Consider the following 22,554-nt stretch of genomic DNA (forward strand, 5'->3'; position numbering starts at 1 on the left):
AAGTAGAAGTCATGAATGTACGTAACGCCGTGGCCCTCGTCGCCGCGACTTTTCTGCTGCACGGCTGCGTCTGGGCGCCGGGTCAGCACATGTCCACCAGCAGCATGATGCGCACGGCGGATGAGAACAGCCGCGTCGACATCGTGACGATCACTCCCAAGCAGATCGCGATGGACAAGGCGGCGGTTGCCGCGTCCTCGCTGCCACAGGAGTTGCTCGCCTATGTACCCGAGTCGTATCGCATCGGCGCTGGCGACACGCTCTACATCACGGTATGGGATCACCCCGAACTGACGTCGCCCGCGGGACCGCAGCAGCAGACGCTGGCAAACGGCCGACTGGTTCGCTCGGACGGCACTCTCTTCTATCCTTATGTCGGCGAACTGAAGGTCTCTGGCCAGACCATCGAAGAGCTCCGCAAGGCCATCACCAGCAAGCTGGCCCGTTATGTGGAGCAGCCGCAGGTCGACGTCAACATCATCGGCTACGGCAGCCAGCGCATCACGCTGCAGGGCGCCTTCCTCAAGACCGACCCGCAGCCGATCACGGCCATTCCGATCACGCTCGCGCAGGCACTGGGCACCGCCACCATCAATACGGAACAGGCTGACCTGTCCTCGCTGGTGCTGACGCGCGATGGCCACGAGTACCACATCGACCTCGATGCTCTTGGCCAGAACAAGTCGGTTACGCAAGACATCTACCTGAAGCCCGGCGACCGCCTGTACCTGCCGTACAACGACCGCCACGAAATCTATGTCATCGGCGAAGTGAACCGTCCGGCGCCGCTCACGTTCAAGACTACCGACCTCACCCTGACCCAGGCGCTCGGTCGCGCCGGCGGCCTCAACCCGACGACGGCGAAGGGCAAGGCGGTCTACGTGATTCGCGGCATCGAGAACCTGGACCAGGCCAAGGGCACGGTCTATCAGCTCGATGCACGCTCGCCTGACGCCTTCATCCTGGCTGACCAGTTCAAGGTCAAGCCCGGTGACGTGGTGTTCGTTGGTCCCGCAGGCGTCACGCGCTGGAACCGCTTCCTGACCCAGCTGTTGCCGCTCACGGGCATCATCAGCAACGCGGCCAACGCGTCGTACAACCTCGACCACTGATGTTGCGGCACGGCCTGCTCCTTCACCGGCAGACGCCGGCGCGATTTGTCGCGCTCGGTGGGTACGTCGTGTGCGCGGCACATGAGCTGAGTCCATGAGGCGCCAGCACGTTCGCGTTGCCGTCGCCCTGGCAGGCTTGTTCTCCCTGGCGCTCGCCGGTTGCACCGACGTTTCGCGCAGTAGCCTGGAGTCGATCCGCCAGACATGGCGCGGCGCGCCCAGGATGACGCCCTCGGCACAAGAGGTGCAGGCCAAACCCTTGTTCCAGATGCATGTCACGGCTGGTTCGGGCGATGCCATCGTGATTCTCGGCAACGTCGATGGCCAGCGCCAACTCTGGTACGGCAAGGACGGCGTAGTGATCGTGCTGGAGCACGGACGTGTCACGCAGACGGTTGGCCTGATCCAGAACCTCGACGCGAGCCGCATGCGCTCGGCCAGCGACCCGTTTGCGACGGGCCTGCACAAGCTCGAAGCGCCCGCGACATTCGAACGCGAGGACGACTGGTCCCCCGGCTATCGCTACGACGTTGCCGTGGAGAGCCGGCTCACGCCGTCCGGAAGCGCGGATATCGACATTCTTGGTACGTCTCACCACGTGCTGCTGGTCACCGAGGATGTCACGGCGAAGGCTGCCGGCTATCACGCCGTCAACCGGTATTGGGTGGACCCGCAGGATGGGTTTGTCTGGATGAGCGAACAGGAAGTTCTACCTGGCTTGACGCTCAAGCTGGTGCAACTCAAGCCGTATCGCGAGGCTTCGTCATGACGCCACGCTTGTTCGCCGCCGTGATGTGCGCTGCGCTGTTGGGCGGCTTTTCCTGCGCAGCATCTGCCACGCAAGTGGAGCTGCGTGGTGCAGTAGACACCACTGGCTCCGTACAGCTTCCCGCCAAGGCACGCCTCAGCGATGCTGCCCTGGCTGCACATGTTCGTACGGACGCCTATATGGCCGGAGCCGCCTGGCTGCGCCTGTCGCTGATGCTCGAACAGCAGCGCGCAAAAGCCGGGCTGTTGTTCGACCTGGACAGCGTGAAGCGGCAGGCGTTCAAGGGCGAACGCGACAACTTGGCGCAACTGGCCGCCACGCTCGCGACATGGCTGAACGCCATGCCCGTCACGGGAAGGCAGGTGGCGCTGCTTGATCCGCGCGCGGTCGAGGTAAACGCACAGGAAAATCGCCCTGTCGGCGAAGGCGACACGCTCTACTACCCGCGACGCCCCTCAACCATCCGCGTGGTCGGCGCGGTGCTGCAGCCATGTGATCTGCCTCTAGTCGCCCTGCAGGATGCGCGCAGGTATCTGGCCGACTGCAAGCCTTCTCCCGAAGCCGATGCCGACTGGATGTACGTGATCCAGCCCGATGGCCGTGTCATCCGGCAGGGCATTGCCCTTTGGAATCGCAGCGCTCCGGTATCGCTCGCGCCTGGCGCGATTCTCTACGTGCCCATCATCGACCGACACGTGAGCGCCGTGGCGCCCGATCTCAATAGCGAACTGGCTGCCTTCCTGGCGACGCAGCTGCTTGCCGACCCGGAAGCACATCGATGAAGCAGTACCGGGCAGGACGTCCCGCCGGAAGCGTTGGTACCTCACGAAAGCAGCATGCTCGGTTCCGTCGGCGCTGCGGCTGCGTGCTGCCCTTGGTGGGCTGCCTGCTCATGAGCGTCGCCCACGCAGACGACGCGCCGACACAAAGCGACTTCGGTGGTACCGGCCTATGGCAGACACCGTCTGCGCGCATGGCGGAAGATGGTGAGCTGGCGCTGACGGCCAGTCACGTGCATCCTTACGACCGTTACAACATTTCACTGCAGCCGATGCCATGGCTGGAAGCCATTTTCCGCTATACCGCCGTGAGCAATCGCCTGTATGGTGCGCACGCGCTAAGCGGCACGCAGAGCTACAAAGACAAGTCGATCGATCTGAAGATCAGGCTATGGGCCGAAAGCCGTTACCTTCCGGATCTGAGCATTGGTGCTCGCGACGTTGGCGGCACAGGCTTGTTCTCAGGCGAATACGCGGTGATGAATAAGCGATTTGGTCCAATCGATGCCAGCCTCGGCATGGGTTGGGGGTACGTCGGCGGTCGAGGGGACATCAAGAACCCGCTCTCCGTGTTTGGAGATAACTTCAACTATCGCCCGGCCCCGGTAGGTACTGTCAACAACGCAGGCAAGTTTGGAATAAACCACTATCTGCACGGCCCTACCGCCCTGTTCGGGGGGATTAGTTATCAAACTCCCTGGCACTGGTTGGTGCTGAAGGCCGAATACGACGGCAACGACTACCAGCACGAACCACTTAAGAACAATCTGCCGCAGAACTCACCGATCAACGTCGGCGCGGTTTTTCGTCCTACCCGCTACCTTGACCTCAGTCTCGCGTACGAGCGCGGCAATACGGTCATGTTCGGGTTCACCCTGCACACCAACCTCGCGGAAGGCACCGGGCCGACCAAGTCACTGGATCCGCCGCCGGCTACCCGCGTAACGACCAAACCCACGCAAGATCCCGAACAGGTCGACTGGGCAAACGTGGCGCGTGAGCTGCGCAAGAACGCCGGCATCCAGGTGTCGAGCATCACGCGTCGCGGCCGCGAGGTGGTCGTCAGTGGCGAGCAGGAACAGTACTTCTACTCGGCCAAGGCTGTAGGCCGCACGGCGCGCATTCTCGACAACCAGCTTGGACCGGGCATCGACTGGTTCACGGTGGTTTCGCAGCTGGAGGGTCTGACGACAGCGGAAACCAGCGTCAATCGCCAGCGTTTCAATGAGCTGCTCGATCACGAGATCGACCTGACGGATTTCCGCAGAAGCGCCGAACAGAACGCTCCGACGCCGCGCAGCGAAGAAGTGCTGTATAGCGCACCGCTCAAGCGCGTGGATCAGTCGTTCGCTCTCGTTTACAGCCAGAGCCTAGGCGGTCCGGACAACTTCCTGCTTTACCAGATCTCGGCCGTCTACAACCTCGACTACCACTTCACCCCGAATTTCTGGTGGAGCGGCCTGGCGAACGTCACGTTGTTCGACAACTACGACAAGTTCAAATACGACGCGCCCAGCGAACTGCCGCGTGTGCGCACGGACGTGCGCAAGTACATCACCAGCTCCACCATCACCATGCCGGTGTTCCAGCTGACGGGATCACACCAGTTGGGCAATGACCTCTATGGGCTTGCCTATGCGGGCATGCTCGAAAGCATGTTTGGTGGCGCCGGTGGCGAAGTGCTGTATCGCCCCTTCGGCGAGCGCTGGGCGATCGGCACCGACATCAACTGGGTCAAGCAGCGCGGCTACGATCAGGATTTCTCCTTCCGCGGCTATCACGTGGTGACGGGACACGTGACCGGCTACCTGGACCTCGGCGGCGACCACGACATCACGGTGGCGCTGAGTGCAGGTCGCTTCCTTGCTGGCGACTGGGGCGCCACGCTGGACGTCTCGCGCGAGTTCCGCAATGGCGTGCGCATGGGTGCCTACGCTACGAAGACCAATATCTCGGCGCAGCAATTCGGCGAAGGCAGCTTCGACAAGGGCATCTACGTGTCGATTCCGTTCGACCTGTTGCTGCCGCGCTCGACCACCAGCCGTTCCGGCTTCGTATGGGATCCGCTGATCCGCGACGGCGGCGCACGCCTGGCCAAGCGCTATACGCTCTATTCGCTCACCAGCGACCGTGATCTGGACAACTTCAACGACAACCTGGACAAGGTGGTCGAGTAAAGAGCGAGGGCTCACCACGCGGGCGATGAGCCAGCGAGGTACTGCGCATCCAGGGCTTGATCCGAAGAATGCGCCGCTGCATAGCCGTCGAGAGGTCGAAGGCAAAGGCACTGGATGACCAGCCTTCGGCTGTTTTGAAGCTCTTCCAGCGTTCGCTGGAATGACGGTTAGGCGAGCCTGCGCAGATGGAGTTACTTGGACATCGCCTGAAGGTCTTGCGCATCCGGAGCCGAGGCTGAAGGATACGCCGTCACATTGCCGTCGGGCCCCGGAAGCCACAGGCACTGGATGACCAACATTCGACTGCCTTGGAGCGCTTCCAGCGTTCGCTGGAATGACGGTGAGGGCAAGTCTGCGCAGCGGCGGCTGCGGGGAGTCGATGCTGGACTCGGCGCTACTCGTCGAGCCACACCTCGCCCTCGGCAAGGCGTACGGATACGGCGCGCAGGTGCTCACCACGGCACGGGCCGCCGACGCACAGGCCGTCACCTTCCTGGAACGTCGCCCCATGGGCGGCGCAGATCAGCAGGTTGTCCTTGATCAGGAACTTGCCCGGCGCCCAGTCGAGACGACGGCCCGCATGGGGACAAACATTCATATAGGCGCGCACCGCGTCATGTCGACGCAGCACGATCACGCTCTCTTCGCCGTCACGCAGCACGGCATCGACGGCGATCGCGCCGCCATCGGGAATATCGTCCAGCCGGCAGAGCGCCTGGTCGGGGGTAGCTGTTTCCATCGGCACTTGCCTCTTGGGCCGTAAGGCCCCATCGTTACGCACGTAAGTCGTTGATTTTACCACACGGATTTTTAACACATGCGTTTTTCGCTGCCCCTGCCGCGTCGTTCCCGCCATCCGCTGGTCCGTGCCCTGTCGCTTATTGTGGGGTTGGCGGTGGTCGGTGTGTTGATGGTCTTTGGCCTGGTGGTGGCTGGCGTGTTGTTGGTCGGTGGCGCCATGGTATTCGCTCTGCGCCATTGGACGCGCAAGCGCGCCGCTGCATCGCCGGCTGGCCGTCCTGCACACAAGCCTGAGGTCATCGAGGGCGAATACGTCGTGCTGCATCAGACGCGGCACGCCGCGCACTGAGGCAAGCCCCACCTATCTCTCTGTAGGAGCGCACCCAGTGCGCGAAAGGCGCTTGGCCAGAAAGACGTCGCCAGCCCGCAATCGCGCACTGGGTGCGCTCCTACAAAAGATGAAGCGGTCGCGTCAGGCGCAAGATCCGGATGGTGACGATGCCGGGTCGACCGTAGGCTGACTCCATCGCATCAGGGACAACGCCATGAATGCCCGTGTCGCAACCGAGTCCGTCCTCGAACAGGTCCGCCTGCTGGTGGAGCGTGCCGATGAGGCGCCCACATTGCAGGCGCTGGCCGATGCGGTGCAGTTGAGCCCGAGCCATCTGCAGCGTGCATTCCGCCGCCACTACGGCATGAGCCCTTCCGAGTATCACCGGGCCCGACGCTTCGGCCAGCTCAAGACGGCCTTGCGGAAAGGCGCGGCGGTCACCGATGCGGTGTACGAGTCCGGTTTCGGTTCGGGCAGCCGCGTTTACGAACACAGTGACCGCCTGCTGGGCATGACGCCGGCGAGTTATCGTGCGGGCGGCGCAGGTGCGGATATACGCTACACGACCACGGGAACGCCACTCGGGCGCCTGCTGGTCGCCACGACCTCACGCGGCATCTGCTCGGTGACGCTCGGCGATACGGACCGCGAACTCGAACAACGTCTCGCCGATGAATTCCCCCAGGCGACGCGACAGCGCGTCGATGCAGGTCGGGAGGAATGGCTGGATGCGGTCATCGCGCGCATCGCGCACGAACTTGGCTGGAGCCAAGAGGACGCGCCGGATCTCCCTCCGTTGGATGTAGCCGCCACGGCATTTCAATGGCGCGTGTGGGACGCGCTGACTCGTATCCCCAGTGGCACCACCAAGAGCTATGGCGAACTCGCGGCAGAACTCGGCGTACCCAAGGCCGCACGCGCCATCGGCCGGGCATGCGGCAGCAACAAGCTGGCCTTGATCGTGCCCTGCCATCGCATCGTGCGCGAGGATGGCACGCTGGGTGGCTGGCGCTGGGGCGTGGAACGCAAGCGCGAACTGCTGGCGAGCGAGCGCAAGGACCCGGCGCGCTCCGCCGCCTGACGCATCAGCATCACCAGCAGCGCAAGCCGACGCGGCTCGACTTGAGCGCCACTCAACGCTGCCTTGCAGAAGCCTCGCTTCCGCCCGCTTCCTGGCCGGATTAACGTTGTGATGGCTGTAAACTATGGCTGGCATCCAGCGCGCGATGCTCCCTACCTACCCCATCCCATGAACGATACCGTTTCGACATCCGCCGCAGCTGTGGCGCCGAGTCCCGTTGCCGACGGCCGCCTGCTGGTGCCGCTGGCGCTCTTTGCGCTGTACATCATCTGGGGTTCCACCTACCTCGGCATTCGCTTCGCGCTGGAAAGCTATCCGCCGTTCCTGCTCGCCAGCGTACGTTTCATCGGTGCCGGCGTGGCGATGTTCGCCTTCCTGCGCCTGCGTGGCCATGCCTTGCCGACACCGCGCCAGTGGCGCAACGCGGCCATCACCGGCGTGCTGCTGCTGGGTTTCGGCAATGGGCTGGTGTGCTTCGCGGAACAGCATGTGAGCTCCGGCATCGCCGCCGTCGTGGTGGCGAGCATGCCGCTGTTCGCGGCGCTGTTTTCGGGGATGTACGGTGAATGGCCTTCGCGCCGCGAGCTGGTCGGCCTGATGATCGGTTTCCTGGGCGTGATCGTGCTCAACCTGGGAGGCAGCCTGTCCGGTTCGCGCATTGGCGCATTCGCGCTGCTGATCGCCGCCATGAGCTGGGCTTTCGGCTCGGCCTGGAGCCGTCGCCAGGACATGCCTGCGGGCCCGATGAATACGGCCGCGCAGATGCTGTGCGCCAGCGTGGCGATGCTGGTCGTGGGCCTCGCTACCGGCGAGCGGCTGCCGGCCCATCCGACGGTGCGTGCCACGGCAGCACTGGTCTATCTCGCGGTGTTCGGCTCCATCGTGGCGTTCAGCGCCTACCTTTACGTGCTCAAGCATGCGCGCCCGGCCGTGGCCACCAGCTACGCCTATGTGAATCCTCCGGTCGCGGTGCTGTTCGGCGTGCTGCTGGCGGGTGAAACTGTTGGCCCGTTCGATCTGGCAGGCATGGCGATCATCCTGATTGGCGTGGGCGCCATCACGCTGGCCAGACAGCGCCGCACGGCCCGCTGAGGCCGCCGCTTCCGCTTCGACCATGGTCGGCTTGCCCGGCTGGCCGCCGGGCGCTCACCATGGCTCGGTCCTTGGCCGGGGAGCACCCATGAACACCACAAACGAAGGTCTGCTGGCCCGCGCCGCACTACGCAGCGCCGCCTGGTCCGAACGCTGGTTTCCCGATGCCTGGGTGTTCGCTGCCCTGGGCGTGGTGATCGTGGCGATCGCGACACTGTCCTTCGGGGCCACGCCCAGCGTCACGGTCAACGCATTCGGCGACGGCTTCTGGAGCCTGATTCCCTTCACCATGCAGATGGCCTTCGTGGTCATCGGTGGTTACGTGGTCGCCACCGCACCAATCGTCGCTCGCTTCATCGATGTATTGGCACGTGTACCGCGCACCGGCCGTGGCGCGATCTGCTACGTCGGCCTGGTCAGCATGCTTGCCTCGTTGCTCTCGTGGGGCTTCTCGCTGGTGTTTGGCGGCTTGCTGGTGCGTGCGCTGGCACGCCGCGAAGACCTCCGCATGGACTATCGCGCGGCAGGTGCCGCCGCCTACCTGGGCCTGGGCGCGGTGTGGGCCATGGGCCTGTCGTCTTCCGCAGCGCAGTTGCAGGCCAACCCCAAGAGCATGCCGCCCGGCTTGATCAACATCACGGGCGTGCTGCCCTTCAGCCAGACGATTTTCCTGTGGCAGTCGATCGCGCTCACGACGATCCTGATCCTGGTCTCGCTGCTGATCTGCTGGTTCACCGCTCCATCAGAGAGCAATGCGCGGACCGCCCATGACTACGGCGTGACCGAAACCGCTACGCCCGCGCTGCCACCGCGGCAGCGGCCCGGCGAATGGCTGGAGTACAGCCCGCTGCTGTCGCTGCTGATCGGCCTGCTCGGCCTCGGTTGGCTGGGTTACGAGTTCGCCACCAAACCGGCGGTGACGGCCATCGCCAACCTCAACACGTACAACTTCCTGTTCCTTACCGTCGGTCTGTTGCTGCATTGGCGGCCGCGTAGTTTTCTCAATGCAGTGTCACGTGCGGTGCCGAGTACGGCCGGCGTGCTGATCCAGTTTCCACTGTATGGCGGCATTGCCTCGTTGCTCACGCACGCACCGGGGTTCGGCGACCAGACCCTGTCGCATCGCCTGTCGGGCCTATTCGTGCATATCGCGTCGACCGATACGTTCACCCTGGTCATGGGCGCGTACTCGGCGATTCTCGGCTTCTTCGTGCCTTCGGGCGGCGGCAAATGGCTGGTGGAAGCGCCCTATGTGATGCAGGCGGCGAACGATCTGCACGTGCACTTGGGCTGGGCCGTGCAGGTGTACAACGCGGCGGAAGCGCTGCCGAACCTGATCAATCCGTTCTGGATGCTGCCGCTGCTCGGCGTGCTGGGGCTGAAGGCGCGCGACGTGGTGGGTTTTACCTTCATGCAGTTGCTGGTGCATGTGCCGCTGGTGTTGGGGTTGCTGTGGGCCTTAGGGCTGACGTTGACGTATGTGCCGCCGGTGATTCCGTAGGACCGAGGCGGGTTGATTCGCGCACTGGGTGCGCTCCTACAAAAAGCGTCGTGCCTTTGTAGGAGCGCACCCAGTGCGCGATCGGGGCGCGGCAGGCCGCGCCCCGTCATCATCACAACTCGCGCAACGCGGTCGTCACCGGCAAGCGCGCCGCGCGCATCGCGGGGTAGATGCCGCCGATGAAACCGATCGCAAGCGCCCACTTCAGGCCGGTCCACAGCAACGCAGGCGAAACGCGAAGTTCAAAGCTCAACTTGCCGACCGTACCCGCCGCCAGTGTCGATGCGCTGTAGCCATTGAACACGAGCCAAGCCAGCACGCCACCGATCACGCCACCGATCAGCGCCAGCAGCATGGTCTCCAGCATCACGGCCACCACTACGGGCAAGCCGCGGAAGCCGATCGCGCGCAGCGTAGCGATTTCGCGCGCACGTGCCGCCACCGCCGCGAACATGGTGTTGAGCGCGCCGAACATCGCACCGATTGCCATGATCAGGCCCACCGTGATGCCCATGATGCGGATCACCTTGGTCATGCCTTCAGACTGCTTGTTGTAGTAGTCGATGGTGGTGCTGACGTCGACCTTCAGCTGCGGATTGCCATCGAGCGAGGCCTTGAACGCATCGTAGGCCTTGGGATTGGTGAGCTTCACCGTCACCGAAGCGCGACTACTGCCGCGGCGATAGGTGTCCGCCACCACGCTGGCATCGCCCCAGACTTCCGAGTCCATCGCGTCGCCGGATGAGAACACGCCGACCACCGTCCACTGCTGGTTGCCCAGGCGAATGACATGGCCCGGTTCCAGCCCGGCGAATTGCTTCGCCGCGCCCTTGCCCACGATCAGCTCGCGCATGCCGGGTTGGAAGTTGCGGCCCGCGACGATCTTCACGTTGGGACGCACGGCCCAGGCCTGGTCACTCACGCCACGCAGCTGCACGCTGCCTTCGTCGTCAGCCGTGCCACCCTTGAGCGGAAGATTCGCCGCGACCACCAGCTCCGACGAGGCGATCGGCTGCCCCTTGGCATCGCGCGCGATGCCGGGTGCCTGCGGAATCAGCGTGACGCTGTCGTGGTCGAGCACCGACATCACTTCGGAGGCCGATGAACCGCGCATCACGATGGCGGTGTCGGCGCTACCCGTCTTGCGCAGCGTCTCGGCATAGCCCTCGCCCATCGCGAGCAAGGCCACCAGCACGCCAACGACACCGGCGATGCCGATCACGATGACTGCCGACGATCCAAGCCGTTGCCCCAGCGTGCTGATACCCACGCTGGCGACGGACAGCGCCTGGCGACCGCGTCGGGTGATGAACAGCCACGCCGCGAACAGCACGGCCAGCAAGACGGCGCCCTGCCATGGCAAGACGATCCACGCCACGATCACGGCGACGATCAGGAGCAGCAAAAGGAGATTGATCAGAAATTTCATGGTGCGTCCCTCAGCGTCCAGCCAATGCATCGACGATGTTCAGGCGCATGGCGCGCAGTGCGGGCAGCGCGCCCACCAGCAGGCCGATCGCGACCATCAACACCAGTCCCAGGATCCAGCTGTTCGCCCCGACGCTCGGCAGGTTGAGCATGCCGCCGCTGCCGGCACTCACCGCAGGCACGATCAGTGCGGCAATGCCGAGCCCGATCACGCCGCCGAGTACGAGCAACAGCACCGATTCCGCCAGCACGATGCCCAGCACGCTGCGGTTGGAAAAACCGATGGTCTTGAGCACCGCCAGCTCGCTGGTGCGTTCGCGCACGGCCTGCATCATGGTGTTGCCCGACAGCAGCAGCAGGGTGAAGAACACCGCACCCATGATCGAGCCCACGATCAACCCGATATCGGCCAGCTGCTTCATCCAGCTCGCCGTGGCGGCCTGCTCAGTCTGCGTGCGCGTCTCGTGGTCGGAGTTGGCCGAGATGGCGTCGATGGCCTTCGCCACGCGGTCGGCCTGGTTCACGTCGGTCACACGCGTCACGTACCAGCCCACGGTGCCGCGATTGAACGGCGTGGTCTCGTCGAAGTACTTCCAGTGCAGCAACAGCATCTGGTCGTAGAAACCGCCGGCCTTCTTGTCCTTCGAGTGAAGGATGCCCACGATGTCGAACGTCCAGTTCTTGCTGCCCTGGCGATTCGGGAAGATGGTCGACTGCAACGGAATCTTGTCGCCTACTTTCCAGTTGAAACGCTTGGCGAGTCGCTCACCCACCAGGATGCCGGTGCGCGTATCGTCGAACGCCTTACGCTCGGCGGCACTCACTTCGATCTCCGGATAGAGGTCGATGTAGTTGGGCTCCACCGCAAAGCTGAAGACCTGGTTGTGCGGGTCCTGGTAGGCGCCGCCGAACCAGTTCGCGTACGTCACCATCTTCACTCCCGGCACTTGCTGGATCTGTGCTTCCAGCGACTGCGGCAAGGTCTGGATGAAGGAGAGCTTCGAACCGGTCTGCAGGCGCTGCGCACCGTTGGCGCTCTGGCCGGCCTGGTTGAACGAGGTACGCACGGCGTCGAGCATGCCGAACAGCAGGAACGCGGCGATGATCGATACCAGCGTGAGTGTCGTGCGGGTCTTGCGCCGGAACAGCGCGGCCCAGATGAGATGGAAATATTTCATCGCCGTATCCTCACGCGATGGCCTGTTCGACCAGGGTGCCCTTGTCCAGATGCAGGGTGTGGTTGGCGTATTCGGCCGCCTTGGGATCGTGCGTGACCATCACGATGGTCTTGCCATGTTCGCGATTGAGCACGCGCAGCAGACCCAACACTTCTTCAGCCGACTGGCGATCCAGGTCGCCCGTGGGCTCGTCGCACACCAGCAACGTCGGATCGGACACGATCGCACGCGCGATGGCGACACGCTGTTGCTGACCGCCGGACAGTTCGCTGGGCTTGTGCGAAGAGCGCTCACCCAGGCCCACCAGCTGCAGCGCGATGGAGGCATTCTTGCGCCGCTGCGCCGCGGACAGCTTGGTGAGCAGCAGCGGCAGTTCCACGTTGCGCTGCGCCGAGAGCATCGGCATCAGGTTGTAGAACTGGAACACGAAGCCGACGTGCGAAGCGCGCCACTTGGCCAGCGCGCCGCCACCGAGCTGATCCAGCCGCTGGCCGGCGACGGTGATGCTGCCGCCGGTCGGCGTATCGAGGCCACCGATGAGGTTGAGCAGGGTCGTCTTGCCCGAGCCCGAAGGGCCCATCAGCGCGAGAAAATCGCCCTCGGCAATGTCGAGGTTGATATGATGCAGCACTTCCACTTTCTGCTTGCCGCGCTCGTAGACCTTGGAGAGGTCGCGGGTTTCGATCAACGTGTTCATGCCTGAGCTCCCGTTTCGGTTCGCGTCGCCGTCGCGGCGCGCGTGATCATTCGCTGCGATGGAGTACTGCTCAATCCTTCGGCTTCGCGGTAGTTACCCGCGCACCGTCCTTCAATGCTTCCGGTGGCGACACCACCAGCGTGTCGCCCACCTGCACGCCAGCCGGCACCAGGCGCACGTCATCCTTGCCGGTCGTTTCCGGCGTCACGGTGTGTTGCTGCGCCTTGTCGCCCGTCACCAGGAAAACGACGGCGTGGCCATCACGCTGGGCAATCGCGTTGCTGGGAACCAGCACGCCCTGCGGCGCCTGTGCGGTCTGCTGGGCTTCCTTCGATTCGAGGAAGGAAACGCGCACGCCCATGTCCGGCACGATGCGGGCATCCTTGTGCTCGAGCGCCACGCGCACTTTCACGGTGGCCTTGCCGCGGTCGGCGGCAGGCACGATGGCGATGACGTGGGCGGGGATCTTCCAGTCCGGGTACGCGTCCAGCACCGCCTCGGCGGGCATGTTCGGCTTCACTCGACCGATGTACGCCTCGTTGACGTCCACGTCCACTTCCAGCGAATCCATGTCCACCACGGTGCCGATGCCGGTACGGGTGAAACCGCCGCCAGCAGAGAACGGCGACACGATCTCGCCCACCTGCGCGTCCTTGGTGGTGATGACGCCGTCGAACGGCGAGCGGATCACGCAGTAATCGAAATTGACCTGCGCCTCCACCACCTGCGCGTCGGCCGAAGCGGCGTTGCGCTGCTGCGACACCAGTTGCGCACGCGTGCTGTCGACCAGGGTGCGCGCCTGTTCCGCAGTCTGCTTGGCCACCAGGCCTTTTTCGGCGAGCGATTCCATGCGCACGGCGTCGCGCTGGTTCTGCGCCAGTTGCGCCTGGAACTGGTCGACCAACGCATGCGTCGCGTCAGCCTGCTTGCGCGCGGCTTCCAGTGCGGCGCGGTACTGGGAATCGTCGAGGCGGGCCACGATCTGCCCCTGCTTCACGTGGTCGCCTTCTTCGATCAGCACATGCGTGAGCGTGCCGGTGATCTGCGCCGAGACCGTGGCCTGCCGGCGCGCGGTGACATAACCCGTCGCCTGCAGCACCGCGCCTGCCGCGGTGTTCGAGGCCGGGGATTGCGCCTGGGCCGTCTCCACCTCGATCGCCCGCGTGCCCGTCAGCCACCAGCCGGCCGCACCCGCAAGCACGACCACCACCAGCACACCGCCGACGATCCATGGCCAGCGAGCCGGCCCGCCGCCATGCGCTTCGCGCTGGTGTTTCTCGATGCGCAGTTCCTTCAGTAGATCCGCATTCGCCACAAGCTCTCCCTGCCGGCCCCCGCCGGTTCCTCGATGCCGTACACGATGCTGGAGCGGCCGCACCGCCGCCAGAGGTCCCCATCAACCATTGGCAATGACAGCTGTCACCCGCCGGGACCAGAAACCGGCTCCTTGTACAGGCTAGCCGCAGGCGAAAAAAGCTAACGTGACAGGCGACTGGCGTCGCCGTGCCAGGGTGATAACCTTGCCTGACTATGTCCTACGCCATCACGCCTCCCGCCATTCCCAGCCTGCCGGTGCTTGGCAGCGATCTCCGCTTCCCGGTCCGCCGCATCTTCTGCATCGGCCGCAACTACGCCGAGCATGCCCGCGAAATGGGCGCCACGGTGGACAAGGACACCCCGCTGTTCTTCTGCAAGCCGGCCGATGCCGTGGTGACCGACGGCGCCGACGTGCCCTACCCGCAGGCCACCAGCGACCTGCACCATGAAGTGGAAATGGTGGTCGCACTGGGCAGCGGCGGGCGCGACATCCCGGTGGCGCAGGCCGAAAGCCTGGTCTGGGGCTACGGCGTGGGGCTGGACCTGACCCGCCGCGACCTTCAGGCGGTAGCCAAGGCCAAGAGCCATCCGTGGGACGTAGCTAAGGCATTCGACCATTCCGCCCCGGTGTCGGCCCTGCGCCCCGCGAGCGAGGTGCACCTGAGTGCTGACACCACGCTGACGCTCACCATCAATGGCGAACAGCGCCAGCTGGGCAAGCTGGGCGACATGGTGCATGGCGTGGCCGAGGTCATCGCCATCCTGTCGACCCTGTTCGAGCTGAAGGCAGGCGACCTGATCTTCACGGGCACGCCGGCCGGCGTATCGGCGCTGAAGCGTGGCGACCGCTTCCATGCCGAGCTGGCAGGGGTGGCGGTGCTGGAAGGGCGCGTGGCCTGAGGAAAGGTAGCCCGGCCTTTTATCCCGTCATTCCTGCGAGACGCCTTTCAACAACCGTAGGCGGGTCAAGCAGGGATCCGGTGCCGCTGGAAGGCTGGAAAGACGCTGGATCCCTGCTTCCGCAGGGATGACGCGCTGGGGTTCAGGGCGTTGCCGGGAGCAATGAACGCCTGTTGCGCCATGCTTCGCTGCGTTAGAGTTCCCCTGCCATCCAGCCCAGGGAGAAAAGCATGAGCATGATCAAAGAGTTCAAAGAATTCGCCATGCGTGGCAACGTCATCGACCTGGCGGTCGGCGTGGTCATCGGCGGCGCATTCGGCAAGATCGTCACCTCGCTGGTTGACCAGCTCATCATGCCGCCGATCGGCTTGCTCACCGGTGGCATCGATTTCTCCCAGATGAAATGGGTGCTCAAGCCGGCCGACAACAGTGACCCGGCCCACAAGATCGCCGAAGTCGCGATCGGCTATGGCACCTTCATCAACACCTTGATCCAGTTCATCATCATCGCGTTCGCGATCTTCCTGGTGGTCAAGGCGATCAACAAGCTCACGCGCCGCCAGGAGGCCGCACCCGCAGCGCCGCCGGCCGACGTGGTGCTGCTCACCGAGATCCGCGACCTGCTCAAGTCGCAGAACCAGAAATAAGCGCGCAGCGCGCGACGGGAGAGGCGCCTTCGGGCGCCTTTTTCATGCGCGAAATCCATCCGTTTCCTGCTGAACCAGCCCATGACTTCTGGCCTAAGCGCCGCTTGGCGGGCACGCCATAATCGTGGTTTCCGCCCGAGGAGCTGTTCCATGCGCCGTCTGCCCCTTTCCCTGCTTGCCGCCAGCCTGATGCTCGCCATCGGCTCGGCAAACGCAGCTACCCAAACCACCGTTCCTGCCGCAGCCGTAAAGACGGCCGAACAGCTGCGCGACAAGGCGATGAGCGACAACACCGCCTACGACATCGTGACCTCGCTGACGACGGAAGTCGGTCCGCGCCTGGCCGGCAGCCCGGCCGATGCGCGCGGCCGCGAGTGGGCCGTGGCCAAGTTCAAGGCGCTGGGCTTCGACAAGGTCTATACCGAGGAAGTGAGCTACCCGCTGTGGGAACGCCGCAGCGAACACGCCGAGATCGTCGGCCCGTTCCCGCAGCCGCTGGACCTGATCGCGCTGGGTTATTCCGCTGGCACGCCGAAGGGCGGCCTCACGGCGGAAGTCGTGCGCTTCGATAGCCTCGACGCACTGAAGAAGGCGGATCCGGCCAGCGTGAAGGGCAAGATCGTCTATGTCGACGTCCGCATGGAACGTCACAAGGATGGCCATGACTACGGCATCGGCTCGGCCGTGCGCGTGGGCGGCCCGGTGATCGCCTCGAAGATGGGCGCTGCGGGCTTCCTGCTGCGTTCCGCCGGCACCGACGCCAATAGCCGCACGCCGCACACCGGCGTCACCGGCTTCCGCGATCCGAAGGAAGCGATCCCGGCGGCAGCCCTGTCCAATCCGGATGCTGACCAGCTGACCCGCATCGTGGCCTACGGCAAGCCCGTCACCATCAAGCTCGACCTCGACTGCGGTATCACCGGCACGTATCACGGCGCGAATGTGATCGGCGAAGTCACCGGCAAGAAGCATCCGGACCAAGTGGTCGCGATCGGTGGCCATCTCGATTCGTGGGATCCGGGCACGGGCGCGATCGACGACGGCGCCGGCGTGGCCATTGCCATGGCCGCCGGCAAGCTGATCCACGACATGCCGCAGCGCCCGGACCGCACCATCCGCGTGATCGCGTTCGCGAACGAGGAAATGGGCCTGTGGGGCGGCCGCGCCTATGCCGACAAGCACGGCGCTGAAGTGAAGAAGTTCCAGCTCGGTACCGAATCGGACTTCGGTGCGCGCAAGGTGTGGCGCATGAGCGCCAGCGTGAAGCCGGAAGCGCGCGGTGCGATCGACCAGATCGCCAAGGTGCTGGAGCCGATTGGCGTGGCTTACGACGCGAAGGCGCCGGGCGGCGGCGGTTCGGACCTGTCGCAGATGCATGGCAAGGGCATGGCAGCGCTGACGCTGACGCAGGACGGTACCGACTACTTCGACTATCACCACACGGCCAACGACACGCTCGACAAGATCGATCCCAGGGAACTGGCGCAGAACGTGGCGGTGTACGCGGCGTTCTCGTACATGGCCGCGCAGGCCGATGGCGACTTCGGTTCGGCACCGGACGCGTTCAAGAACGACGGCGCGGAAGAGTGACCGTCGCGTAAGCAAGCAAAAAGGGCGGCCCGAGAGCCGCCCTTTTTTATTGCCGGAACGCCCAGGTTTCCGTAGGAGCGCACCCAGTGCGCGATAAGCCTTCGGGTATACCGCAAGGTCCGTTCACCAGGTGGTCGTTGCCGCGCTGGGGTCGCGCACTGGGTGCGCTCCTACATCAGGCGAATCTTCAGGTTGCCTCAGCAGGCTGCGTCTTCCGCTTGCTCGAAAAGCGCTCATGAAGGCGATCAAGGTACAGATAGATCACCGGCGTCAGGTACAAGGTCAGCACCTGCGACACCAGCAGGCCGCCAACCACCGCAAGGCCGAGCGGACGGCGCGTCTCTGCGCCGGCGCCGAGGCCCAACGCGATCGGCAGGGTGCCGGCGAATGCCGCCATCGTCGTCATCATGATCGGGCGGAAGCGCACGTGGCAAGCCTCGACGATGGCCTTGGCGGGTTCGATTCCCGCACTGCGCTGCCGTTCCAGCGCGAAGTCGATCATCATGATCGCGTTCTTCTTCACGATGCCGATAAGCATCACGATACCGACGAAGGAGAACAGATCCAGCGGAGCCTGGAACACCATCAGCGTCAGCAGCGCACCGACACCCGCGGACGGCAGGCCCGAGAGAATGGTGAGCGGGTGAATGAAGCTCTCGTAAAGAATGCCCAGCACCAGGTAGATCACGAATACCGCGAGCACCAGCAGCAGGCCCATGCCCTGCATCGAATCCTGGAACGCCTGCGCCGTGCCCTGCACGCTCCCGGTGATCGTCGCCGGCAGATCCATCTGCTTCATGGCGCCGTCGATGCTGGCCACCGCTTCGCTGAGGCTCACGCCGGGCGCGAGGTTGAACGACACCGTCACCGCGGGAATCTGGCCCTGATGGTTCACCGTCAGCGCCTGCGGCTTGCGCTCAAAACTCGCTACCGCATTGAGCGGCACCAGCGTGCCGCTGCTGGAGGTGACGTAGAGCTGCGAGAGAACGTCGAGATCGTTCTGCAACGCGTAATACACCTGCAGGATCACCCAGTACTGCGAGGCCGAACCGTAGATGGTGGAGATCTGGTTGGCGCCGAACGCCGAACCGAGCGCGCTCTGCACCTGGTCCATGGTCAGGCCTAGCGTGGCGAGCTTGTCGCGATCCACGTTGACGCGCACGGACGGACCATTGAGATCGAGGTCGCTGGTGACGTCCTGGAAGCCCGGCAGTTTGCTGAAGGCCTGGATGACCTTGCCCGACCAGCTGTACAGCGCATCGGTGTCGATGGACTGCAGCGTGTATTGATACTGTGCCTTGGACTGGCGCCCGCCAATCTGGATCGACGGCGGGTTCTGGAGATAGGCGCGTATACCCGGCACCTGCGCGAACTTCACGCGCAGCTCCTGGATGATGCCATTGGGGTCCAGCGGACGTTCGCTGGCGGGCTTGAGCCGCAACAGCAGTGAGCCGTTGTTGGTGGTGGTGCGTGCACCACCCGCACCCACGGAGGACATGTACGCCTCGATGTTCGGATCGTCGGCGACGATCCTGGCCAACGCCTGCTGCCGCTCGCCCATCGCGCGCACGGAAATGTCGTCCGGCCCTTCGACGTTGACGTTGAGCTGGCCGGAGTCGCCCGAAGGAATGAAGTCCTTGTTCACCACCGCGAACAGCACACCCGTGAGCACCAGGCTGCCGAAGAACGCGCCCAGGATGATGCGCGGATGCCCCACCGCCCAACCCAGCGAGCTGACGTAGCCGCGGCGCACGCGCTCGAACCCGGCGTCGAACCACAGCACCACGCGGGCCTTCTTCTCATGCTCGGCGTGGCGCAGGAAGCGGCTGCACAGCATTGGCGTGAGGGTGATCGAGACGAAGCCCGAGATCAGGATCGCCACGCTCAAGGTCACCGCGAACTCATGGAACAGACGGCCGACGATGCCGCCCATGAACATCACCGGCAGGAACACCGCCACCAGCGACAGCGTCATCGAGAAGATGGTGAAGCCGATTTCGCTGGCGCCCTTGAGCGATGCCTCGTACGGGTCCATGCCGTCCTCGACATGGCGCACGATGTTTTCCAGCATCACGATCGCGTCATCCACCACGAAGCCGACCACCAGGGTCAGCGCCAGCAGGGAGAGATTGTCCAGGCTGTAGCCCAGGGCAAACATCGTTCCGAAGGTGCCGACGATGGACACCGGTAGCGCCAGCGCCGGAATCAAGGTCGCCGATGCATTGCCGAGGAACAGGTAGATCACCAGCACGACGAGCACACCCGCCAGCAATAGGGTGAACTGCACGTCGTCTACCGAAGCACGGATCGATTCCGATCGGTCGTACAGCACCGCCAGCTTGATTGATGGCGGCAACGTCGCCTCGAACGTGGGCAGCACCGCGCGGATGCGGTCGATGGTGGCGACGGTGTTGGAGCCAGGCTGGCGCTGGATGGCCAGCACGACCGCGCGCTCGCCGTTGTACCAGCTGGCCACCTGGTCGTTCTGCACGCTGTCCTCGGCCTTGCCAAGGTCCGACAGCCGCACCGGCGCACCGTTGCGATAGGCGACGATGATGTTGTTGTACAGGTTGGCACGCTGCAGCTGGCCGTCCGAACGGATCGACAGCAGCTGTCGGTTGCCGTTGAGCGAACCGGTGGCCAGGTTGACGTTGGCATTGGAGATCGCGGTCTGCACCGTGTCGATGCCGATGCCACTGGCGGCGAGCTTCTGCGGATCCACGCTGATGCGCACCGCGTACTTCTGCGAGCCGTACACGTTCACCTGCGCCACGCCGTCGATCATCGACAGGCGCTGCGCCAGCTGCGTCTCGGCGTAATCGTCGACCACCGACAGCGGCTGGGTGCGCGAACGCAAGGTGAGATAAATGATGGCCGCGTCAGCCGGGTTCACCTTGCGGAAGGTGGGCGGCGTGGGCATGTTGGTCGGCAGCTGGCGCTGTGCGGACGAGATGGCCGCCTGCACGTCCTGCGCTGCGCCGTCGATGTTGCGGTCCAGCTCGAAGGTGATGGTGATCGAGGTGGAGCCCAGCGCGCTGGTCGAGGTCATCGACTGGATGCCGGCGATGGTCGACAGCTGGTTTTCCAGCGGCGTCGCCACGGCCGTCGCCATGGTTTCAGGTGCCGCGCCAGGCAGGCTCGCATTCACCGTGATGGTGGGGAAGTCGACGTTCGGCAGTTCGTTGACCGGCAGCTTGGGATAGGCCGCGATGCCGAACACCAGCAGCGCCACCATCAGCAACGTGGTCATCACCGGCCGCTGGATGCAAAGTGCAGGCAGGTTCATAAGCGATGCCGGCTCAGCTGTTGTCAGTCACGATGCGCACGTGCGCACCATCCACCAGCAGCAGCTGGCCATCCACCACCACGCGCTCGCTGCCGGCCAGACCTTTCTCGATCACGATCTGGTTGCCGCTGCTGGGACCCGAGGTGACCATGCGCTGCGATACGGTGCCGTCCGCATTGAGGACAAACACGAAGCTGCCCAGTGGCGAATTCTGCAAGGCCACCACGGGCACCGTGACCACGTTGGTGAGGCGCGTGGTCGGCAACACCACTTCGACGAACTGGCCCGGCGTGAGCCGGTCATCGTCGTTGCCATAGCGTGCTTTCAGCTGGATGGTGCTGGTGGTCGGATCCACCGCGTTGTTGATGAAGTCCAGCTCGGCCTGCATCGGCGTCTGCTGGGTGCCAGGGATGCTGACCGTCGCCGGCACGCTGCCGCGCGTCATCGACTCCTTGATGCCGGCGAGGCCGGTTTCGGGAATGGAGAACGTCACATGGATGGGGCGAATCTGGTTGAGCACGACAACCGACGTATCGTTCCCACTGACCTGGGCACCCGGGTAGATCAGCGGTGCGCCGGCGATGCTGTCGAACGGTGCCGTGATCGTCGCATAGCCGAGCTGCGTGCGTGCAAGTTCCACCGCCGCCTTGTCGGCCTTCACCGCCGCGGTGAACACGCCTTCGTTGGCCTTGTAGGTGTCGTAGTCGGACTGCGCGACATAGCCCTTGCCCAGCAACGGCTGGTAACGCTTGATGATGGTCTGCGCGTTCTGCAGTTGTGCCTCGTCCTTGGCGAGGTTGCCCAGCGCCTGGTCCAGCTGCGCCTGCAGCAGGCTCGGGTCGATGCGAATGATCGTTTCACCCTGCTTGACGTGGCCACCGGGCTTGAACAGCAGCTCCTGCAACTGGCCGCTGACGCGCGCCTGCACGTTGACGGTGGAATAGGCTTCGGCGCGACCGATCACCTTCAAGGTGAGATCAAGGTCGCCATGATGCGCGTCCACCACCTTGACCGGCACCGACGCCTGTTGCGCCGGTGTCTTCGCCGATGTGCGGCTGCCGCCGCGGAACCACTGCACGGCCATCACGGCCGCAATCAGCACCGCTACGAGCAGCACCAGTTTTTTGGGGGACATACGCTGCATGATTTCTCCGACCATCGACCGTGGCGAGCCACCGGCATGCACCGGAACGACGCGCTAGCGGATGCGATGTGCATCACAGGGAGTTGCCGGCACCTTGCTCCACCCCGGTGCACTGCACCGGCCATTCTGATGCACGCAGCGCCCATGACCCGCACGACCGACAGCACTTGGCAAATGGCTCACCATGCGGCAGGGCTTCGCTCGCGGCGCGATATCTCACGCCATGGATGGCGGATCAGGCAGCCGAGGTCACCTTACTGTCACACCGCTGCCGCGCAAACGGCGCGACGCAGCGGCGTAGCGCGGCCGGTTAAGCCTCGCCATCCTCCGTCGATGTTCCGCCGTCGAGCGCCTGCAGGTTGTCCTTCATGCGATTGAGTACGTCCAGCGCCTGCTGCAGCTCGGGCACCGTAATGCCGCGTGTGGCGTCCTTGCGCAAGCCGAGTGCAATCTCTTCCATGTCTGCGATCACGCCACGCGCCTGGTCGGTGACGTACAGGCGCCAGGCGCGGCGATCCTTGGGATCGGGGCGGCGCTCGACGAAGCCGGCGGCCTGCAGGCGATCGATGACGCGCCCTACGGCGATAGGCTCCATCTCCAGCTGCTCGGCCAGCTCGGTCTGACGCAGGCCTTCGCGGTAATAGAGCATCTTGGTGGCCCGCCACTGAGCGCGGGTCAACCCGAATTTCACGGCACGTCTGTCGAAGTGCTTGCGGAACAGCAAGGTCACATCGCTCAGCAGATAGCCAAAGGAAATCTCTTCCGCCTTAGTCATAGATGTGAT

19 protein-coding genes are annotated in these 22,554 nt (G+C 64.4%); 11 read left to right on the forward strand and 8 right to left on the reverse strand.

From position 1 onward, the window contains the following. Positions 1 to 11 precede the first annotated feature (11 nt). The 4 genes from EPB08_RS14145 (at position 12) to EPB08_RS14160 (ending at position 4,837) form a co-directional block, all read left to right on the forward strand. Complete coding sequence (locus tag EPB08_RS14145; RefSeq protein WP_229238348.1) at positions 12 to 1,112, forward strand: polysaccharide biosynthesis/export family protein; 1,101 nt, start codon at positions 12 to 14, stop codon at positions 1,110 to 1,112. 94 nt (positions 1,113 to 1,206) lie between these two features. Then, positions 1,207 to 1,881 (forward strand): YjbF family lipoprotein, encoded by a 675-nt coding sequence (locus EPB08_RS14150; protein ID WP_130619738.1) that lies wholly within the window; start codon positions 1,207 to 1,209, stop codon positions 1,879 to 1,881. Next, positions 1,878 to 2,663: a capsule biosynthesis GfcC family protein gene (locus EPB08_RS14155; protein WP_229238349.1), complete on the forward strand. Its 786-nt coding sequence runs from the start codon at positions 1,878 to 1,880 to the stop codon at positions 2,661 to 2,663. Before EPB08_RS14150 ends, EPB08_RS14155 begins: the two co-directional genes overlap by 4 nt. Before the next feature lie 110 nt (positions 2,664 to 2,773). Continuing rightward, positions 2,774 to 4,837: a YjbH domain-containing protein gene (locus EPB08_RS14160; RefSeq protein ID WP_130619739.1), complete on the forward strand. Its 2,064-nt coding sequence runs from the start codon at positions 2,774 to 2,776 to the stop codon at positions 4,835 to 4,837. A gap of 394 nt (positions 4,838 to 5,231) precedes the next feature. Here EPB08_RS14160 and EPB08_RS14165 read toward each other — a convergent pair whose 3' ends face one another. After that, positions 5,232 to 5,576: a Rieske (2Fe-2S) protein gene (locus EPB08_RS14165; RefSeq protein WP_130619740.1), complete on the reverse strand. Its 345-nt coding sequence runs from the start codon at positions 5,574 to 5,576 to the stop codon at positions 5,232 to 5,234. A gap of 78 nt (positions 5,577 to 5,654) precedes the next feature. Between EPB08_RS14165 and EPB08_RS14170 the strand changes: the two genes are divergently transcribed. From EPB08_RS14170 to EPB08_RS14185, 4 genes are all read left to right on the forward strand, one after another. Further along, positions 5,655 to 5,927 (forward strand): hypothetical protein, encoded by a 273-nt coding sequence (locus EPB08_RS14170; RefSeq protein ID WP_130619741.1) that lies wholly within the window; start codon positions 5,655 to 5,657, stop codon positions 5,925 to 5,927. A gap of 196 nt (positions 5,928 to 6,123) precedes the next feature. Beyond that, positions 6,124 to 6,990 (forward strand): methylated-DNA--[protein]-cysteine S-methyltransferase, encoded by an 867-nt coding sequence (locus EPB08_RS14175; RefSeq protein WP_130619742.1) that lies wholly within the window; start codon positions 6,124 to 6,126, stop codon positions 6,988 to 6,990. A 168-nt stretch (positions 6,991 to 7,158) separates the two neighbouring features. Beyond that, a complete protein-coding gene (gene yedA, locus EPB08_RS14180; protein WP_130619743.1) occupies positions 7,159 to 8,082 on the forward strand; it encodes a drug/metabolite exporter YedA in 924 nt (307 codons plus the stop codon). Between the two features lie 88 nt (positions 8,083 to 8,170). After that, positions 8,171 to 9,583: a short-chain fatty acid transporter gene (locus EPB08_RS14185; RefSeq protein WP_205746357.1), complete on the forward strand. Its 1,413-nt coding sequence runs from the start codon at positions 8,171 to 8,173 to the stop codon at positions 9,581 to 9,583. Positions 9,584 to 9,695: 112 nt separating this feature from the next. Here EPB08_RS14185 and EPB08_RS14190 read toward each other — a convergent pair whose 3' ends face one another. The 4 genes from EPB08_RS14190 to EPB08_RS14205 form a co-directional block, all read right to left on the reverse strand. Beyond that, a complete protein-coding gene (locus EPB08_RS14190) occupies positions 9,696 to 11,012 on the reverse strand; it encodes an ABC transporter permease (RefSeq protein ID WP_130619744.1) in 1,317 nt (438 codons plus the stop codon). A gap of 10 nt (positions 11,013 to 11,022) precedes the next feature. Further along, positions 11,023 to 12,189, reverse strand: coding sequence for an ABC transporter permease (locus EPB08_RS14195; protein ID WP_130619745.1), 1,167 nt, complete (start codon positions 12,187 to 12,189; stop codon positions 11,023 to 11,025). 10 nt (positions 12,190 to 12,199) lie between these two features. Further along, positions 12,200 to 12,886 (reverse strand): ABC transporter ATP-binding protein, encoded by a 687-nt coding sequence (locus tag EPB08_RS14200; RefSeq protein WP_130619746.1) that lies wholly within the window; start codon positions 12,884 to 12,886, stop codon positions 12,200 to 12,202. A 70-nt stretch (positions 12,887 to 12,956) separates the two neighbouring features. Continuing rightward, entirely contained in the window at positions 12,957 to 14,201 is a 1,245-nt protein-coding gene (locus tag EPB08_RS14205; RefSeq protein WP_130619747.1) for an efflux RND transporter periplasmic adaptor subunit, read from the reverse strand. Positions 14,202 to 14,416: 215 nt separating this feature from the next. Here EPB08_RS14205 and EPB08_RS14210 point away from each other — a divergent pair, with 215 nt between their 5' ends. From EPB08_RS14210 to EPB08_RS14220, 3 genes are all read left to right on the forward strand, one after another. Continuing rightward, positions 14,417 to 15,103 (forward strand): fumarylacetoacetate hydrolase family protein, encoded by a 687-nt coding sequence (locus EPB08_RS14210; RefSeq protein ID WP_130619748.1) that lies wholly within the window; start codon positions 14,417 to 14,419, stop codon positions 15,101 to 15,103. Between the two features lie 230 nt (positions 15,104 to 15,333). Next, a complete protein-coding gene (gene mscL / locus EPB08_RS14215) occupies positions 15,334 to 15,750 on the forward strand; it encodes a large-conductance mechanosensitive channel protein MscL (RefSeq protein WP_130619749.1) in 417 nt (138 codons plus the stop codon). Positions 15,751 to 15,900: 150 nt separating this feature from the next. Beyond that, positions 15,901 to 17,340 (forward strand): M20/M25/M40 family metallo-hydrolase, encoded by a 1,440-nt coding sequence (locus EPB08_RS14220; protein ID WP_130619750.1) that lies wholly within the window; start codon positions 15,901 to 15,903, stop codon positions 17,338 to 17,340. 187 nt (positions 17,341 to 17,527) lie between these two features. Here the strand turns inward: EPB08_RS14220 and EPB08_RS14225 are convergent, their stop codons facing one another. From EPB08_RS14225 to EPB08_RS14235, 3 genes are all read right to left on the reverse strand, one after another. Further along, the gene (locus EPB08_RS14225; RefSeq protein WP_130619751.1) at positions 17,528 to 20,626 is read right to left on the reverse strand and encodes an efflux RND transporter permease subunit; all 3,099 of its coding nucleotides are present in this window, start codon (positions 20,624 to 20,626) and stop codon (positions 17,528 to 17,530) included. 13 nt (positions 20,627 to 20,639) lie between these two features. Then, positions 20,640 to 21,770 (reverse strand): efflux RND transporter periplasmic adaptor subunit, encoded by a 1,131-nt coding sequence (locus tag EPB08_RS14230; protein WP_324615291.1) that lies wholly within the window; start codon positions 21,768 to 21,770, stop codon positions 20,640 to 20,642. Positions 21,771 to 22,080: 310 nt separating this feature from the next. Continuing rightward, positions 22,081 to 22,545, reverse strand: coding sequence for a MarR family winged helix-turn-helix transcriptional regulator (locus tag EPB08_RS14235; RefSeq protein WP_130619752.1), 465 nt, complete (start codon positions 22,543 to 22,545; stop codon positions 22,081 to 22,083). Between the last annotated feature and the right edge of the window lie 9 nt (positions 22,546 to 22,554).

It is taken from the genome of Dyella amyloliquefaciens (genome assembly GCF_004296575.1).
Taxonomy (GTDB): Bacteria; Pseudomonadota; Gammaproteobacteria; order Xanthomonadales; family Rhodanobacteraceae; genus Dyella; species Dyella amyloliquefaciens.

Bases quoted from the DNA above. Each gene is read 5' to 3' on its own strand.
- EPB08_RS14145 (WP_229238348.1), top strand. From the start codon at position 12: ATGAATGTACGTAACGCCGTGGCCCTCGTCGCCGCGACTTTTCTGCTG.
- EPB08_RS14150 (WP_130619738.1), top strand. From the start codon at position 1,207: ATGAGGCGCCAGCACGTTCGCGTTGCCGTCGCCCTGGCAGGCTTGTTC.
- EPB08_RS14155 (WP_229238349.1), top strand. From the start codon at position 1,878: ATGACGCCACGCTTGTTCGCCGCCGTGATGTGCGCTGCGCTGTTGGGC.
- EPB08_RS14160 (WP_130619739.1), top strand. From the start codon at position 2,774: ATGAGCGTCGCCCACGCAGACGACGCGCCGACACAAAGCGACTTCGGT.
- EPB08_RS14165 (WP_130619740.1), bottom strand. From the start codon at position 5,576: ATGGAAACAGCTACCCCCGACCAGGCGCTCTGCCGGCTGGACGATATT.
- EPB08_RS14170 (WP_130619741.1), top strand. From the start codon at position 5,655: ATGCGTTTTTCGCTGCCCCTGCCGCGTCGTTCCCGCCATCCGCTGGTC.
- EPB08_RS14175 (WP_130619742.1), top strand. From the start codon at position 6,124: ATGAATGCCCGTGTCGCAACCGAGTCCGTCCTCGAACAGGTCCGCCTG.
- yedA (WP_130619743.1), top strand. From the start codon at position 7,159: ATGAACGATACCGTTTCGACATCCGCCGCAGCTGTGGCGCCGAGTCCC.
- EPB08_RS14185 (WP_205746357.1), top strand. From the start codon at position 8,171: ATGAACACCACAAACGAAGGTCTGCTGGCCCGCGCCGCACTACGCAGC.
- EPB08_RS14190 (WP_130619744.1), bottom strand. From the start codon at position 11,012: ATGAAATTTCTGATCAATCTCCTTTTGCTGCTCCTGATCGTCGCCGTG.
- EPB08_RS14195 (WP_130619745.1), bottom strand. From the start codon at position 12,189: ATGAAATATTTCCATCTCATCTGGGCCGCGCTGTTCCGGCGCAAGACC.
- EPB08_RS14200 (WP_130619746.1), bottom strand. From the start codon at position 12,886: ATGAACACGTTGATCGAAACCCGCGACCTCTCCAAGGTCTACGAGCGC.
- EPB08_RS14210 (WP_130619748.1), top strand. From the start codon at position 14,417: ATGTCCTACGCCATCACGCCTCCCGCCATTCCCAGCCTGCCGGTGCTT.
- mscL (WP_130619749.1), top strand. From the start codon at position 15,334: ATGAGCATGATCAAAGAGTTCAAAGAATTCGCCATGCGTGGCAACGTC.
- EPB08_RS14220 (WP_130619750.1), top strand. From the start codon at position 15,901: ATGCGCCGTCTGCCCCTTTCCCTGCTTGCCGCCAGCCTGATGCTCGCC.
- EPB08_RS14225 (WP_130619751.1), bottom strand. From the start codon at position 20,626: ATGAACCTGCCTGCACTTTGCATCCAGCGGCCGGTGATGACCACGTTG.
- EPB08_RS14230 (WP_324615291.1), bottom strand. From the start codon at position 21,770: ATGCAGCGTATGTCCCCCAAAAAACTGGTGCTGCTCGTAGCGGTGCTG.
- EPB08_RS14235 (WP_130619752.1), bottom strand. From the start codon at position 22,545: ATGACTAAGGCGGAAGAGATTTCCTTTGGCTATCTGCTGAGCGATGTG.